The organism is Enterococcus avium (genome assembly GCF_002891025.1).
Taxonomy (GTDB): Bacteria; Bacillota; Bacilli; order Lactobacillales; family Enterococcaceae; genus Enterococcus_A; species Enterococcus_A avium.
In genome coordinates this window covers 682589-699922 of sequence record NZ_NBSL01000003.1, presented here as the reverse complement: position 1 = coordinate 699922, position 17334 = coordinate 682589, and the positions used below count along the sequence as shown (strand labels likewise).

The window sequence follows — 17334 nt, the reverse complement described above, 5'->3', positions numbered from 1 at the left end:
ATAACAATATTTTTATTGATCATAAATAATTCACTCACTGTTTTTTTAGACAAAAAAGCAGTAAAAAAATTTTCGAAGGATAAAATCCGAAGATTTTTTACTGCTTTCATTGAAGTCTGAAAAAATTATGACCTATATTTTGATGCTCCATCGACTAATTCATTTTTTATACACATTTCATCACACTTGATTTGTAACAGAGGCTTTTTTAGAAACAACCTTTTTCAAGCAATAGCCGTTTCCCCAAGAGGTTTGCAGCTGGGATTCATCTAATCCGTGCTCGCCCATTTTCTTCTTAAGCGACTTGATAATGCCAGACAGACGGCTTTCCTTCGCTCTTGAAGGTGCAGATTCCCACAAGTAATAGCACATCTCCGTTCGAGAAATACATTTTCCTATTGATTGCTTCAGCAAGCGAAAGACTCGATATTCTTGCTTTGTTAAGCGGTAATCGAAATTTTCCAAATCAATATCTTTTTCCTTTGTCAGCGTAGGTTTGCTTTTTTGCTCCGTTTTCTCGCGAATTGACATCTGCTCGCGTAATTCTTCAAAGCTTACTTTCTGGGAAACAATCAATTCGACTCCTTGTTGCTTCCACTGCTCACGAGTCTCCTCATCTAGCTCTGAAATTGTTTTTCGTATGAGTCTGCAGTGAAACAATTTCAATGTTTCTAGACAAGTTGCTACTTCCTGATCTGAAATGGTTTCGCTTAGAATTACTGTATCAAAATAATCAAGCTCGCTAGAAAATTCCTCTTTATCTGTACTTTGCAAATCCAAAAGTACTTGATTACTGCATAGCACCTCATACCCTAAATCATTCAGTTTTTTTACAAAATCCTGTTCGTATGAATAACTTTTTGTTAAAAGTAAGACTGTCATTAAATCCTCTCATTTCATGTTTTCTTAAATGCTCTTTTTTCTGACTTTTAATACAACTACTCCCAATACAATCAATAGGACTAAAATGCCCAAAGTGCTCCAGATGCCTCTGTTTTGACTTCCTGTACTTGGCAAACGTTTAGAAGTTGTAGATGTGCTTCTCGTTGTAGTTTGATGGGTCGTCGTATTCTTCTTCGTGACACTGTTCTTCGTCTCATCCTTTGTTTTTTCTATCTCTGGCTCTGCTATTGGCGTATTTTCTTTGGTAACCTCTTTTATATTTGGTTGATTATCTTTTACTGAAAACTCAATTGGTGTTGCATCTAATTGGTACCCTTTTGGCGCCTTGGTTTCAATCAGCTTATAGCTTCCATCAGTCAAACCTTTAATAAGAATCGTTCCATCCTTACCGGTGACGATCATTTCCTGACCCTCGACTATTTTATCTTCGCCAGTTACTAATTTAAATTCTGCATTTGCTAATCTCTTGCCAGTTTTACTATCTGTCTTTTTCAATAGCAGTTCACCCGGCGGAATTTCCTTATCTGGAGTAAAATGATTCGTGAAAATCGGCTGCTTTCCAGCTTCAACTCCTTCGTAAACAGCGGTAGTCTCAAGCTTTCCAGCTTTCTCCTCAACAGTCACGAACACCTTATAAATAGTGTCATCGTAGGTGATTCCGGCCTCTTTTTCGGCTGGGATCACTTCGGAAATCGTATACTCGTAAGTTCCTGCTTCACCATACTCAATCGTGTCAAATGTAATCGTTCCATCTGCTACATTTTTCTGGGTTTGATCCACGCCTTCACCTTTCAGATTGAAGCTAAATTCTTCGGCTTTTAGCTTTCGACCTGTTAATTCTTTTTGCGCTTCTAAACGAATACTTCCCTGTGTCACTGCATAGGTATTCTTGAGTGTTGGTACTTCTCCGACTTCCACATTTTCGTATTCGGCTGTTGCTTCCAGCTCACCAGCTTTTTCTTCTACCGTCACAATTACTTTGTACGTTGTCTCATCGTAGGTAATGCCTGCTTCTTTTTCGGCTGGGATCACTTCGGAAATCGTATACTCGTAAGTTCCGGCTTCACCATACTCGATCGCATCAAATGTAATCGTTCCATCTGCCGCATTTTTCTGGATTTGATCCACGCCTTCACCTTTCAGATTGAAGCTGAATTCTTCAGCTTTTAAAGGTCGTCCGCTTAATTCTTTCTTCGCCGTTAATTCAATTTTTGAAGAAGCTTTTCGATTTTCTAAAGAGAATGTATGATTTATTCGTTCTCTAGAAATGATAAACTCATGCTCTTGGTTGTCCTTCACATATCCTTCAGGTGCTTGACTTTCTACAATGACATAGGTTCCATAACGTAAATTAGACAGGTGATCGACTTCCGCACCATTTTCAATGATTTTATCGCCTTTTACTTCAATATTTGAAAGCATCAGTGTTAGATTGCCTTCAGTGTCCTTTCGATAAAGATCGAAAAAGGCTGAACTTGTAGTAATTAGCTGATCGTTCTCATCTAGTTTCCGGAAGGTGATCGAGCCATTTTTCCCACTTGAAGTTCCTTCACCATCTGTAGATTTCACGGTCACAGTTTTCGTTACTTCATGAAATTGGATGTCTTTACCATAAAGTGATGCCTCGTTTGCAATCACTTCATTATTTTGAATCCCCGGATCTAGCAATGTTTGATACTCAATGATGTAAGCAGAATCGATCGTCTCACCTAGATGAATGGTTAATGTTTGAGTTCCTGCTGCAGAATCCGAAGTAACCACAGGGCTGTTTTCCTCTGTAAACACAAGAGCCTCGCCATCTTTAACAAATGTTCCAGAACCATTATTTTTTGCCTTAAAGACCTTTACCACTACATTTTTATCAGCGTCATAAACAAATGTCTGCTCACTGATTTTTACAGTGTCTTTAACGACTGGATCGTGAATTGTATGCCCGTCTTTATTTAAAACAACAGACCAATTGATTGAACGGTAGTCTTCACCTGTTCCTTGTTGCCCGCTCTTAGAAATCCATGCATCCTTCGCACTTTTTTCAACGGTTCCTTCGACCTTTATTGGTTTACTATCCTTTACTGTCATCGTCGCAACATTTTTATAAGTTGGAACTTCATCTGCCGCTTCTGCCGAAACAAAAATGGCGAAGGTTGACCCTTTGTCTTTTAATAAAGTAATAGTTGGAACCCCAGCTTCATCAAGTTCATACGTATAATCAACATTGACTTCCCATTTCGTTCCTAATTGAGCAGCTTCTAGCTTACTAGCAGCCACATCGACATCGTAAATAACAAGTTCTTTAAGCGTTTGTCCCTCGCCTAATGCTTCTTTGATCGTTGTCTCTTTAGGAATGGTTGTTTTCCATGTATTAAACAACGCTGTCCAGTACACACTATTTTCTCCTGCGGTTGTTTCTAAGAATGGATTATTATGACTAAAGGCTTTGGCTACATCTGCCCCTTCTGTAAGATATTTCCCATATTTTAAACCATTAAATGCGTACTGTGTACTCACCCATGTGGCAAGTTCTGCACCATCTGTGTGATTTTTTCCATCTTCACCGGTATACGTTACCACTACGCTATTATCAAATCTCTGTGTAGTACCCGTATCATGATGTGGCTGTTTGTCCATGAAGAAGTGTGTCTCATAATTAAAGGTGATTTGATCGCTTGTTGTTGCATAAGCTCCAATTAATCGGATATTAAATCCTAACGAGTAATCTTCATCGCCATCGACTTTTTCCAGAACGTAGTCGCTATCTTTAGTTAAAACCTTATCAGTCGTTCCATCGTTAGCTTTTACTACAAGCGATGATTCAATCAATTGAAGCGCACTCTTATTTATTCCAGAAAGAGTGGTGTATCTATCTTTGATGATCGCATCTTTCATTAAAAGACGATTTTTGTTCAATACTACCTGCCAGCTGATTGTGTTCGTCGCATAATTCTTACTCGGCGCTGTTTTGGTGATGCCTAATGCTCCTTCAACATCTGGTGTTTCTCCCGCATTAATTTCTTCACTTTCTGTTCCATCAATAATCAAAGCAGTATTCTGAAGAGCACTTCGTAATGGCGTTGGCACATCAAATGTTTGGGTCGAATACTTCACTTTATAAACGCCTTTTTCTGCAAAATTTAACGTAAAGTGTACATACTCTCCGTTTTTTTCTCTATAATCAGCCGCTGCTTCTGAAAATGTCCACTTATCACTAGCGACTTCATTGCCATTTTCGTCATACACTTTGATGCTGTCTTTCAATAAATAATGTTTTGCTGTATTCGGATCACCATATCTTGAATACATCCAGTCCTTAAGAATTCCACCATCAGTCGTATACGTAGCTTTGATTTCCCAGTTGAAAATACCGGTATTTAAATCATAATCCGTACAATATTTATAATTGTCTCTATCATCGAAAGACACACTCGCCTCTGCCGAATTAGAAATAAAGTTATCTCCGCTAATCGTTGCCTTATTCAGAAATTCCTTCTTGCTTTCATCAGCCACCCGCATTTTAAGAACAATTTTTACTGGCTGATTCATCACACCAGAGGTAAATTTGTAGACATAATCTGTGCCAGCTATCCAAGAATTAATAAAGCCTGCTGGCGGTATTACCCATTCACCATTCTCATTCATCACATAATCCTGGGTATACCAAACAGATAATCCTTCAGGCATCGTATCTCTTAAAACCGCGTTTCTCAGATCACGTCTTTCTTCATTTAAGATGATCGTCCATGTCACTGAGTTATCAGCTTCAATTTTTCCGCTTTTACTAATGTCCGCTTTTACGACTGGAATGACAATCCTAATTTCTACTCCAGCCTCATCTGTGATCCCAGTTGAAATCTCAATTGTTTCATTTTCCGTAGTAATTTTCAGTTCTGTTCTTAAATCAATCGTCCCTTGACGCTCGCTTAAATTTCCGGCTTTATCATTAAAGGTGACGGTTAAAAGCCCATTTAAGTCTAAGGTGAATGACCCTAAAACATCTCCATCCTGATTTTTCAGCACATCTGTTACGGCATTATGAATAGAAAAATAGTCAGGCAGCTGATACGTATAAAAATCACCATTTTGTATAATTTCTGCATCATCCAACACCCAATCAAAATGAATCTTGATATTAGCATCTTGAACAGCCGGATTTTCCTCATTAAACTCTTGGTCATTAAAATCCGTAATTTTAATATTGGTAAATAAATTCACGCCACGAGCGTTCAGATTTGCTTCATGATCCGCCCGAGCTTGTCTTTTAGCTATTGTCTGGTCTGCCTCAGCTTGGTTGACGATATCGGGCGCTGGATCTGAAGCTTTGTTGTAATATATACTGGTCAACACATTATTCCCAAAATCGATTGTTTCTGCTTCTACATTATCTGATGTAGTTTCTGCCGTTACCTCAATCAATCCTTCATAAAATTTTGCACTAGCGAAATCTGGTACAAGTCCATCAGCTGTTTTTTGATAATTTTGTTTGAATTGAAAGATTAGTTGTTGATTTTTTACTTGATAATTCCCCATCTCGCCTAAACTACCTGATTGCTCTGGATAATGCAGGTTTGCGGGCAACTCAATAATCGTGGTGGTATTTTCCTCAATCAATGTCGGTTGTGCCAGTGCCCAACTTAAATTCAGTTTGACAGCCGTCTTTTGATCTATCCGATGATTCTCTGTGATTTCCTGATCATTGGTATCTGTGACAGTCACTTGATTAACGACTACTCCCGTTTGATCCGCGGTTTCCGCAATAGCCGACATCGGAAAAAGACTAATCATCATGCCAATTATTGCAGACAACGACCAAAGCTTTTTTAATCGTTTCATTTTTCACAACCTCCTTATACATGTAAATAATTTGCTTAAGCGTTGATTCTCCGCCTTAAACAAACTAATCCATTAAAATCGTCTTATAGCTTTTTATTATTTTTCCGCCTCCTTTATTACTTTCCCAGCATTTCCCAACCTTTTGACTAGCTTTTCTTCCATTTTCCAAGGCTATAGATCTGAGAAAAGCCGCTTCAATTTATACAATAAATAGGCTCTTTCTCATCTATTATTATTAGTCAAATTAGAGGTCTGAAAATGACAAAAATAATAAAATAAGTCTATATTAACGTCCTATTCAAAATATAAACTTTAAAAGAGCAAAAAAATAAAGACCTGCTATCATAAACAGATCTCTCATTTCGTATTTTTCTTCCCAAAATACACGCCGAACATTGCTTCTTGTTTTCTAGTCATTTAATTAACGGACTTTAGAAAAAAATTATTTTCTTGTCAACTAACCTTTATATTTAATTTACAAATAAATTTTCATTGATAACCTAAAGAAACGTTGTTATTTAAACGTTTCTTTAGAAGAGGTCATTTTCTGTTGTTATTGAATGTTTTTTTGTCACATTCGAGAGGAGTCTGACTATATGTTAAAAAATCTGGTTTTCATTCCTAAATAGGAGCTTCTGACTGCAGCTACAAAAAAACGAACCGCCTATAAAAGACAATTCGTTTTTCTTTGGATTAAATTTAGCTTTATAATGTTCTCACGGTATCCACGATGCTTTCATGCTCAATGTTCGTAACATCAAAGTGCAAAATATTGAAGGTCACCTCTAAAATGAAGCTGATTCCAAAGACCGAAATAACTGTTCCAATTCCCACCTTTGCTCCCAATAGCCAACCAATCAGCAGAACCGTGCCCTCGATTACACCGCGAACAATTCCGATGGGAACCTTCGGCAGACGTTTTCCCAACGCAACCATCAAAGCATCACGCGGCCCGCAGCCAAGCGAAGCCCCAATATAAAAATAACTCCCAATGCAAATCGACAGTTGCCCAAGTAACAGCATCAAAACGCCAGAGAAAAAATTGTTCATTTGAGGAATCAGATCCACAGCTTGAATCAGATCCACGAAAGTTCCAATCAGAATCGTGTTAAGAATTGTTCCAAAGCCAATTTTTTCCTTTAAAGCTACATCAACCAATAAAATGACAAATCCGCTAATGATCAAAATATTGCCATACGTTTGGTCTGTCAGATAAGCTAATCCCATACTGAAGGCCTCCCAGGAAGCCAAGCCGATATTTGCCTGAATCGTTAAAAACGAACCCAATGCGAATAAAAACAAACCAAATACCAACTTTACCAACCGAACACTATACCCTTTCATTCAATCCCCTCTTTCTACTCCCTAAACATCAGCATCAAAATATGTGTTTCCTCATTCGTCGGGTTGGCATACTTATGATTGCAATTTGCTAAAAATTGAATTGCTTCTCCTTCTTCTAGTTCAAAACTCTTTTCACCAACCTGAATAGCCAATACCCCTTGTGTACAAATAATATATTCTCTGATTCCGGCTTCATGATATTCAGATAAGCGCTCCGAGTGAGGCGCGATCACATGACGCATCATTTCAAATTTTTTATCCGGATCAAACTCAAACAAATTATACGTATCAAACCCTTTTGAAGTTGAATAATGCTTACTATTACTTTTTCTGATTACTGACACGTCCGGTGTTTCCATATAAGTCAGCTGGGCTAAAGGAATATGAATTCCTGTACAAATTTTCTCTAGCATCGAAATCGTCGGACTTTTGGCGCAACGCTCGATCTCACTTAGCATACTCTTACTAACGCCGGACAATCGCGCCAGATCATCTAAGGTCAGATTTCTTTCTTGGCGAATTCGTTTAATATTTCGACTGACAATTTCATTTGCTGAAATCATAATATCCTCCAATTACTATCTCGAATAAAATCCACTATAGTGTAAATTTAATAGATAACACCGTGTTTGTCAACATCATTAAAGGCTGAGCTTTATGTTTTCCTTAATTCCAAATACACAACAAGCGCTTGAAAATATGTTTATTTTCTCCTATACGCGTCCCCATTTTTACTCTTTTAAGCATATTTCTGTTCAAAAAAAAAGTTATCCTTTACACTATTTTATACAACAAGCATTACTTTATAGATAAACAGATTAAGTTTCTTATTATTTCCTTCGTATCTTTAGAAACTAATGTAAGAGCTAAACGATCGTTAGTAAAGCATTTTTTAAATTTATAAAGTTACCAAACAAATTTTTACTGGTGAATAAATAAGCTTTTATTGACGTATTTTAGCTTTTTACTATTCAATAAAATCACCATCCAAAACTAAATACAATGAACTGTTATTGGTTCATGTAAAAAATAAATAGGAGTGAATATTGATATGTTTTTACACAAAAAGGAATTACAGTTTGAAGCAAAACCGGATAGTCCGAATCCTCTAATTGCGAAGTATCTTCAAGAATTGATTGGTGGACAATACGGCGAAATGAGCGTTGCTATGCAGTACCTGTTCCAAGGCTGGAGCATGCGCGGAGAAGAAAAATACAAAGATATGCTGATGGATATCGCAACAGAAGAAATTGGCCACGTAGAAATGTTGGCAACGATGGTGGCTCGACTTTTAGAAGGCGCCCCTGTTGAAGATCAAGAATCAGCAATGAAAAATGATCCTGCTATTGGCGCTGTAATTGCTGGTATGAATCCGCAACAGGCAATTGTTGCTGGCTTAGGACCACGTCCTGCTGACAGTGTAGGAAATCCTTGGAGCGGCGGTTATATCATTGCCAGCGGTAATTTACTAGCTGATTTCCGAGCAAACCTAAATGCGGAATCCCAAGGCCGCCTGCAAGTAGCCAGAATTTACGAAATGATTGAAGATAAAGGCGTTAAAGATTTACTATCCGTACTATTAGCCCGCGACAGCTATCACCAAAACTTATGGGCAACTGCTGTCAAAGAACTAGAAGAAAAGGAAAAGAGTATTTTAGTTCCTAGTACGTTCCCAAGAGAGAATGAACGTTTAGATATCGCTTATGATTTCTACAACTTTTCTGAAGGCGAAGAAAGCAAAAAAGGCAGCTGGGCCAAAGGAAAAGCATTAGACGGTGAAGGTGAATACAACTACTTGAAAGAACCAAAAGTAGAAGGAAAAGCCCCTAAGCTTGATCCTGTTACACCTAAAATGTACGGTACACCCCCAGCTAAATAACAATATTAAAAATGAACCCTCAGCGATTTTCTCTTGAGGGTTCATTTTTTTGTGTTGTTTTTTTACAACATGCTATCCATAAATAAATCGTTCTAGAAAATTGTCGGTACCAATCCACCATCTAGACGTAATGCTGCTCCTGAGAAGGATCGCGCATAAGGGCTGGAAACAAAGGCTGCAAAGCGACCGATTTCTTCTGGACGGATCAATCGTTGAATTTGAGACAATGGTCGATGATTTTTCATAAAATCGCTTTCCCATTCACTTTCAGGGATATCCGTGTCGCTATACATATCCACCAACATCTGCTGCACGCCTTCTGTTAAAGTGGAGCCTGGCATGATGGTATTGACTGTTACATTGGTTCCCTTTGTCAGCTTGGATAAGCTTTTAGCTAAAGAAAGGTTCATCGTTTTGGTCAAGCTGTATTGCGGCATTTCACCAGAGGGCATAATCGCCTCTTCACTCGCAATGAAGATAATCCTGCCAAAATCAGTCGACAACATTTCAGGTAAATAAAACTTCGCCAGTGCATTGCCGGAATAAAAGTTCACATCAATAAAATGCTGCCAAAGCTCATCTGTAATATCAAAATAATCCTTTGGCTGAAAAATGCCCATATTGTTGATCAAAATATCAACTCTCGGATAAGCTTCAAACAGTTTTTGACGCTCGTCTTCCTTAGATAAATCATAGGCAGCTGCCTGTGGCGTTGTTTGCGGAAATTGTTTCTTTATTTCCATTACTACTTCATCCACTGCCTGACTATTGCGACCATTTATGATGACATTTGCCCCTTCTTTTGCCAGTTCCCAGGCAATTGCCTTGCCGATTCCTTTAGTTGAACCGGTGACCAATGCGGTTTTTCCTTTTAAATCTAGTTCCAATTTTATCTCCTCCAGCTATTCTTTATTCTTCGATCTTGATACACAAATTCTAATGGTTATAAAGAACAACTGTCAAATGGTTGGATTTTCCAATTTTAATTAATCCCTTGCTCCATCTTCACCATCTGCTTTTATTTCCCATAAAATCTTACTCTACAAATACGTCTTCGGTGTCTTCAACATTCTCAACGCATTTAGAATAACCAAGATCGTACTCCCTTCATGCAAGATCACACCGATGGTAATGTCCATCTTGCCAAGAAGGTTCAATGTGACTAACGTTAACACAACAACTATTGAAAAGGCGATATTTTGCCACGTAATTTTGTCCATTTTCTTACTTAATTGATGTGCATAAGCCAGTTTAGATAAATCATTTTTCATTAGCACGAGATCGGCCACATCTATCTCGACACCTGTTCCTTCGCCCATTGCGATACCAACATCCGCAGTAACAAGTGCAGGTGCATCATTGATTCCATCGCCCAGCATAGCAGTTGAACCATATTCTTCCTGTTGTTCTTTAACAATCTTCGCTTTGTCTTCCGGCATCACGTTGGCAATGACCTCATCGACACCGATTTGTTTTCCGACTGTTTCACCGGTTAGCTTTGCATCGCCTGTGATCATGGTCGTATGAAGACCCGCTTCTTTGAAATAGCTTATCGCTGCCTTTGCGTCTTGAATCAGTACATCCATCAATGCAATCAAGCCAATTACTGTCTCATTTTTCCCAAAGAATACCACCGTTTTTCCCTCTGCAGAAAATTGCTTTTCCTTTTCTTTATAAATAAAGGAAACTTTTTCAAAGGAGACAGGTTTTCCGATACGATAGCTGTTGCCTACATAATTCGTCGATAAGCCACGTCCGACTTGATTTGCTACGTCAAGCTGAAGCGCCCTCGTTTCGGGAAAACTAGTGATGATCGCTGTGGCTAATGGATGGTTCGATTGTTTTTCCATAGCCACTAGGATATCAATAAGTTCATTTTGATCCAGCCCCTGTTCAAAAACAAAATCCGTCACTACCGGCTTGCCATTTGTCAGTGTTCCAGTTTTATCAAAAGAAATGGCTTTTAGGCCTTGTAATTTTGAGAGATACGCACCGCCTTTTACCAACACACCTTTTTTAGATAAATTGGAAATCGTCGCTAAAGTCGTTGAGACAGCACTTGCAGTAAGCGCGCAGGGTGAAACAGAAATCAAATAAACCATACTGCGATACAAACTGACTTCCCAGCTCCAGCCGAAAATATACGGCCCGGCAAGTAACACGAATGGAAACAAGGCTAAGACGATCGTCACATACTTAGGTTCCAAGCGTTGAATCAGCGTGGCTGTCTTGGTTAAACTTTCTTGCGATTGCCTCACCAGTTGCAAGATTTTTGAAAAGACCGTTTCCGAACTATCTTTTGTAACTTTCATGGTGAAAGTGCCGGAACCGTTGATCGTACCCCCATAAACCTCATCCCCGAACGTCTTCTCTTTGGGAATACTTTCGCCATTGATGGAGGATTCGTCAATCGCAGTGTTTCCGCTTAAAATCACCCCATCGGTTGGCACCTGCGCTCCATTAAGAACCTGCAATGTATCACCAGTTTTTACCACATCCACTGGAACTATTTGGGTACTGCCATCAGGATAAACAATTCTGGCTTCTGTCGGATTTAGATTCAATAAGTGAGTGATTTCTCGTTTGCTTTTTCCATCTACGTAATCCTCCAAGAAATGCGCTGCCGCAAAAATCACGATCAGCATGGCCGCTTCCTCGTATTTACCAATCACGATCGCCCCAGCAGCTGCTAAGGCCATTAAAAAATGAACATTTGGCTGAAATTTTTTGGCACTGTGTGAATTTCTAATGGTATCGCCGACACCTTCAAGGATAATATGGTATCCCGCGGTAACAACAGAGAGAATAAATGCCATACTCGAATAAAAACTGCTGCTTCCCTCCAAAATAAAGCCCGCTAAAAATGCCGCAAACCCGACAAAAAACAGGATGATCGTGAGTTTCCCTCCATGATTGTGGACATGTTCATGGCTGTGGGCATTATCTAGATCATGAAGTGGTACGCTCCTTTTTTCCATAGTATTCTCCTCTTATCATCATTGTTATTCATATGAATGTCAATTCATGTGTTTGAATTAAGTATATATGAATACATATTCATATATCAAGTGACTAGCTAGTCCTTTTCACAAAAAAAAGAACACTTTATCAGAATTACTTCCAATAAAGTGTTCTCTATCATGAAGAAAAAATTCATTTAATCCACCGATTTCAAGGCCTCTAACATATCAACATTTTTCAAACGGTGATTGATGATAAATCCAAGAATGGTCGTCACGATAACAATGATTACTGTCGGTACAATAAAGCTGATACTGGACAACGCTGGATTAAACATCGCATCATTTGGTGGAACCGAGGTAAGAATAAACTGGTGCAGCCATTCACCTAACCCGAAACCAACGACGATCCCGATTGCCGTCAGCAAGATTGTTTCACGATAAATGTACAGTGTGACCTCTTTGTCATAAAATCCCAATACCTTAATAGTAGAAAGCTCACGAATTCGTTCAGATACATTGATGTTCGTTAAATTATACAGGATCACGACCGCTAGCAGCACAGCAATAAAGACAAGGACCTCCATGATTTTATTCAGCGATGTAACAATCATATCAATTTGACTAGTCATCGTCGTATTTTGAACGACACCGGCGACTCCTGCCAGATTAATAAATTTCGCCGCTTGTTTTTTGGTATTCGCTTTGGACGGGTTCTTTAGATTGACCAATGAAGCATTGGATTGGAAATCCTCCTTAAAGACAGACTGATACTCCGTTTTGTTCATAAACATAAAATGACCCATATACATTTCAGTGATTCCGTCCACCTTCATCGTTCGGTTTTGATTTTCTGCATCCTTGACCTTGATCTGATCGCCAACCTCCACATTCAACAAATTCGCCAATCGTTCAGTAATGATCACGCCATCATCATTCAGGTGCAACGTTTTTTTAGTTTTTCGTTCATTTAAATGAATGTAGTCGTCAAAATTTTGTGTTTTCTCTGGTACGATCAATTTGATTTCTTGATTGTCGTGATTCGCTCCAGCAGCTTTTGTCATGGTTTCATAATGAACAGGCGCATATTCCTGTATCGCAGGATCCGATAGCTGCTGCTTAATTTCGTCCTTTTTGTCAGGTGTCAGCGTGTCTGATTCAGCCACGATCATATCATAGCGGATCAGCTCGCCAAATTGCCGTTCATTGATTCCTTCAATCGAGTGCTGCACACTAAAACCGGCAAATAATAAAGTGACCGACCCAGCAACCCCGAAAATCGTCATCAGCATCCGTTTTTTATAACGGAAAAGATTTCGAGCCGTTACTTTATGGGTAAAGCTTAGGTGATTCCAAATAAAAGGAATTCTTTCCAATAAAATTCTTGAACCTTCTGCAGGGGCTTTAGGCAGCAGCAGATCCGCTGGTCGTTCGCGCAATTCCTTTTTCGCTGAGATCAGTGCAGGGATCACCGCGCTGATAAAGGCTAGAACACATGCCAATACTGAGATCCCCCAGTGAAACTTCAGCGTTAGTTCAGGCAGGATGAAGCCATCTTGATAGGTGCTATAGACAATCATCGGCAGCAAAGTGTGGCCTAATACAATTCCGATGATCGATCCGATCATACTGGAGCTCAACCCATAAACCACAAATTTCTTGTAAATATCTCTATCAGTATAGCCTAAAGCTTTCAGCGCTCCAGAATTTTTCCGCTCCTCATCCACAAAGCGGCCCATGGTGGTAAACGTCACGAGGGCAGCTACTAGAAATAGGAAAACCGGAAAAACATTTGCCAAAGCATCCACAATCGACGAAATACTGTTATAGATTCTGTACCCTTCGGAGCCGGGTAATTCCCGACGATTGTTGACTGAATACACTGGTTTTTTTAATTGGTCTACCGTCGTTTGTGCTTCTGAAAGCTGGCTTTCACTTGTGTTCAACTTCTTCTGCACATCATTTTTCTTTGCTTCAAACTGATTCAGCTGTGTTTGATACTCGGCTTCTTTTTGTGCCAATTCCTGTTCACTAGCAGCTAATTGTGTTTTAAGTTGTTCAGGAACATTTTCCGACCCACCCATTTGCTGCTTTTTCAGTTCTAGCTCTTGGCGGGCAGCAGTCAGCTGTTCTTTTCCCGCATCTAGTTGCTGTTGGCCATCCGATAACTGTACGCGGGCATTGTTCATTTGTCTTTTTGCATCATTCATTTTCGTTTGATAGTCCGCTTTAATCGCCGTTAACCGTTTTTCCGGTTGCTCCTCCAATTGCTCATTTAAATCGTCTTTGTGCTTTTGGACCTTCTTTGTATAGTTGTCCGAATAGGGATCTAGATTTTTCGTATCCTTAAAGGTCATGCGAGCGATCATATAATACGGCGAATCAAAGTTTGAGGCGTTCACCACACCAAAGCTTTTTAATTCACCAGTACCAGCCGTCGACTGACCGCGATTGAGGGATGATACGACCTCGGAGGTGTTGACAAAGCCGACGATTTTGAAAGAATTCTTTTTCAAGATCCTGGAATTTGTGATATCGGCTTTTTCAGTAAAGCTGATCGTGTCCCCTAGCTTGTAGTTATCTGCACATTTCGCATCCAATGCAATCTCCGTGTCTTTTTTTGGCATTCGCCCTTTCTCTATTTGATAAGTAGAAATGTCCTTCGTCTTAGAAAAAAGCCGAAAGCTCTCGGTCGTATCTTTCTTGGTGACATCCTTCAAATAGCCATACTCAATTTGACGTACGCCATCAGTTTTTTCTATTGCCTCGCGGTCAGAGTCATCGATCCCATAGCTGCCGATCACCGAGACATCCGCCATGTTCAACTCAGAAAAATAGTTTTTCCCCGTTTCCCGCATATCTGGTCCAGTTACCTTTAAACCTACTAGAGCAAAGGAACTGATCATCATCAATAGTAAAATTGAAACGAATCGGCCCTTCGAATATCTAAATGAACGGAAAATATCTTTCCATAACGTTTTCTTTTTCCTCATCGTTTCCACCTACCATTCAATCTCTGAAATTTTCTTAGGATTTTGATTTACCATAATTTCCTTTACCTGAGCATCGTGCATACGAATCACCCGGTCAGCGATGGGCGCCAGCGCTGCATTATGTGTCACGATGATTACCGTTGAGCCTTTTTCTCGGCTCATGTCCTGCAAAATTTGCAGAACCTGCTTCCCTGTTTGGTAATCTAATGCCCCTGTTGGCTCATCACATAGCAATATTTTTGGATTTTTCGCGACCGCTCGAGCAATCGCGACCCGCTGTTGTTCCCCGCCTGATAATTGGGCAGGAAAATTATTCATCCGATTCTTCAAGCCCACCTCTTCCAAAACCTGTTCAGGATCGGTAGCCTCTTCGACGATCTCAGAAGCAAGCTCAACATTTTCTTTCGCTGTCAAATTGGGAACCAAATTATAAAATTGGAAGACAAATCCGACGCTTTCTCGCCGATATTCGGTAAGCTGCTTAGCTGTATAATCCGCGATATTATTGCCATCAATGATTACTTGCCCTTTGGTATTTTTATCTATTCCTCCAAGGATATTCAAGACTGTCGATTTTCCAGCGCCAGAAGGGCCTAATACGATGGCTAGTTCCCCCTTTTCTACTTTAAAATTGACGTTTTTGTTTGCCAAGATCTCCGTTTCACCTGTTTGATAGCTTTTGTAATTGTGGACCATTTCGATGTAACTCATAAAATTTCCTCCTTAATTGAACAACGTGTTGATTAAATAATGAAATTAGTATAGAATTAATAAATAAACAATGCAATAAACACTTTGTCCAGTTCTGTTCAATTAGGAGGATAACGATGGGAAATAAAAGAAAAACTGCGAGTAAACAAGAAATTAAACGTGCCTTCACTCGATTGATACATGAAAAGGGATTTGAAGGACTGACAGTGATGGAGATTGCTCGCGAAGCTGGGATCAATCGGGGAACCTTTTACACACACTATATTGATAAGTATGATTTGATGGATAAATTAGAGATGGAAACAATCAATGATTTAAAGGCTATTTTACTGCGGCCAAATGTTGGAGATGTCAATGACCCATTGGAGCTGATTCCTTACCCTTTGATTTTGGAAGCTTTGATTTACGTCAAACAGGATTTTGATTTTATCAGTGCTCTGGCAGGACCAGGCGGCGATCCACAATTTGTCGCGATGATCAAAGGCATTTTATCCGAATTGATTGAATCGAAAATCAGTCAATCCACAGAATTAGAATTTAAAAAAGAAAATCTTCCAGAGGATTATGCCTTGGAGATTCTTCTATCAAGCATCGTAGCGATTATTTTATTATGGATCAAAAAGGGCGGGACAGAATCCCCCGAAGATATTGCCACCATGGTTTTTAAGGCCAGACAGATATCCCCATACGAATTATTGATTTAGAAAAAAGTTAAACGACCCTTTGACTATCCATTTTGATAGTAAAAAGGTCGTTTTCTTTTCATTTGTAAAGTATTTTTCAAAAAAACTTTACGAGTATCATTTTTTTCGTCACTGATCAGTCTAATTTTCCAGCGTCAACATCGCCTGCTTTGCCCACTCTGAATCCTTCAATATTGCTCGTCCAACACCAATCATATCGGCTTTTTCTTCACCTAGTAGTTCTTCAGCAACTTCTGCGTCAAGAATTCCACCTGTTAAAAGAACTGGGATCGTCACCTTTTGCTTGAGGGCCGCGGTCAAATCACTAAAATAACCTTGCTCTGAGCTATTCGGATTGATGTATGAACTGAGTCCTCCTGAAATATCCAATAAATCAATGCCCGCCTGCTCAAATGCTGCCGCTGCAACGATACTATCTTCAATCGTAGTTCCTCCAGGCGCGTGATCACTGGCACCCAGTCGAAGGGCAAGTGGATAATCTGGACCGACCGCTTGACGAACAGCTTCAATGATTTCTAAATGAAGTCGGATTCTTCCTTCGATCGAATATCCGCTATATTGATCTACGTGTTTATTGGTCAATGGAGAATAAAATTGAGTCAATAAATAGGCATGAGCAGCATGGATTTCTACTCCATCGAAACCGGCTTTTTTCGCTCTTACAGCTGCTGCCGCAAAATCAGCAATAACCTTTTGAATGTCTGCTGCGGTCATTTCAATCGGCAAGGCCTTATTTTTAGCAAATTTTGGGTGTTCAATCGCACTGGCACTTTTTGGCAATCCGCCAATAATTTCTTTTTTTCCTCGGGCACCGGCATGGTTGATTTGCGCAAAGACTTTGCTGCGATTTTGATGGATCGTCTTCACTAATTTTTCTAAACCAGCAATATCACTATCCTTCGCCATTGATAATTGTCCTTTACTGGCTTTTCCTTCTTGACTGATATAACTGTGCTCCAAAATAATTAAGCTAAGAAAACCTCAGGAGAAAACCGCTCCTGAGGACTTTTTGT

Annotated in this window: 11 protein-coding genes; 2 read left to right on the top strand and 9 right to left on the bottom strand. The window is 39.5% G+C overall.

Annotated features, from left to right (window positions below; genetic code table 11):
- Positions 1-180: 180 nt before the first annotated feature.
- From AUF14_RS18970 to AUF14_RS18955, 4 genes are all read right to left on the bottom strand, one after another.
- Positions 181-882, bottom strand: coding sequence for a helix-turn-helix domain-containing protein (locus tag AUF14_RS18970; protein WP_048719687.1), 702 nt, complete (start codon positions 880-882; stop codon positions 181-183).
- A 24-nt stretch (positions 883-906) separates the two neighbouring features.
- Positions 907-5730 carry a Spy0128 family protein gene (locus AUF14_RS18965; RefSeq protein WP_102866497.1) on the bottom strand — a complete coding sequence of 1608 codons (4824 nt, stop codon included), beginning with the start codon at positions 5728-5730 and terminating at the stop codon, positions 907-909.
- Positions 5731-6435: 705 nt separating this feature from the next.
- A complete protein-coding gene (locus tag AUF14_RS18960) occupies positions 6436-7074 on the bottom strand; it encodes a YczE/YyaS/YitT family protein (RefSeq protein WP_016178605.1) in 639 nt (212 codons plus the stop codon).
- 14 nt (positions 7075-7088) lie between these two features.
- Positions 7089-7637: a helix-turn-helix domain-containing protein gene (locus AUF14_RS18955; RefSeq protein ID WP_016178606.1), complete on the bottom strand. Its 549-nt coding sequence runs from the start codon at positions 7635-7637 to the stop codon at positions 7089-7091.
- A gap of 488 nt (positions 7638-8125) precedes the next feature.
- Here AUF14_RS18955 and AUF14_RS18950 point away from each other — a divergent pair, with 488 nt between their 5' ends.
- Positions 8126-8953, top strand: a complete 828-nt coding sequence (locus AUF14_RS18950) for a manganese catalase family protein (RefSeq protein ID WP_048719534.1) — start codon at positions 8126-8128, stop codon at positions 8951-8953.
- Positions 8954-9045: 92 nt separating this feature from the next.
- Here AUF14_RS18950 and AUF14_RS18945 read toward each other — a convergent pair whose 3' ends face one another.
- The 4 genes from AUF14_RS18945 to AUF14_RS18930 all read right to left on the bottom strand — a co-directional run bounded on the left by AUF14_RS18945 (position 9046) and on the right by AUF14_RS18930 (position 15617).
- The gene (locus AUF14_RS18945) at positions 9046-9840 is read right to left on the bottom strand and encodes an SDR family NAD(P)-dependent oxidoreductase (protein WP_016178608.1); all 795 of its coding nucleotides are present in this window, start codon (positions 9838-9840) and stop codon (positions 9046-9048) included.
- Positions 9841-9993: 153 nt separating this feature from the next.
- A complete protein-coding gene (locus tag AUF14_RS18940) occupies positions 9994-11931 on the bottom strand; it encodes a heavy metal translocating P-type ATPase (RefSeq protein WP_102866496.1) in 1938 nt (645 codons plus the stop codon).
- A gap of 179 nt (positions 11932-12110) precedes the next feature.
- Complete coding sequence (locus tag AUF14_RS18935; protein WP_016178610.1) at positions 12111-14906, bottom strand: FtsX-like permease family protein; 2796 nt, start codon at positions 14904-14906, stop codon at positions 12111-12113.
- A 9-nt stretch (positions 14907-14915) separates the two neighbouring features.
- Entirely contained in the window at positions 14916-15617 is a 702-nt protein-coding gene (locus tag AUF14_RS18930; RefSeq protein ID WP_102866495.1) for an ABC transporter ATP-binding protein, read from the bottom strand.
- 116 nt (positions 15618-15733) lie between these two features.
- Between AUF14_RS18930 and AUF14_RS18925 the strand changes: the two genes are divergently transcribed.
- Positions 15734-16321 (top strand): TetR/AcrR family transcriptional regulator, encoded by a 588-nt coding sequence (locus AUF14_RS18925; RefSeq protein ID WP_016178612.1) that lies wholly within the window; start codon positions 15734-15736, stop codon positions 16319-16321.
- A gap of 120 nt (positions 16322-16441) precedes the next feature.
- Here the strand turns inward: AUF14_RS18925 and AUF14_RS18920 are convergent, their stop codons facing one another.
- Complete coding sequence (locus AUF14_RS18920; RefSeq protein ID WP_227656398.1) at positions 16442-17281, bottom strand: NADH:flavin oxidoreductase; 840 nt, start codon at positions 17279-17281, stop codon at positions 16442-16444.
- Between the last annotated feature and the right edge of the window lie 53 nt (positions 17282-17334).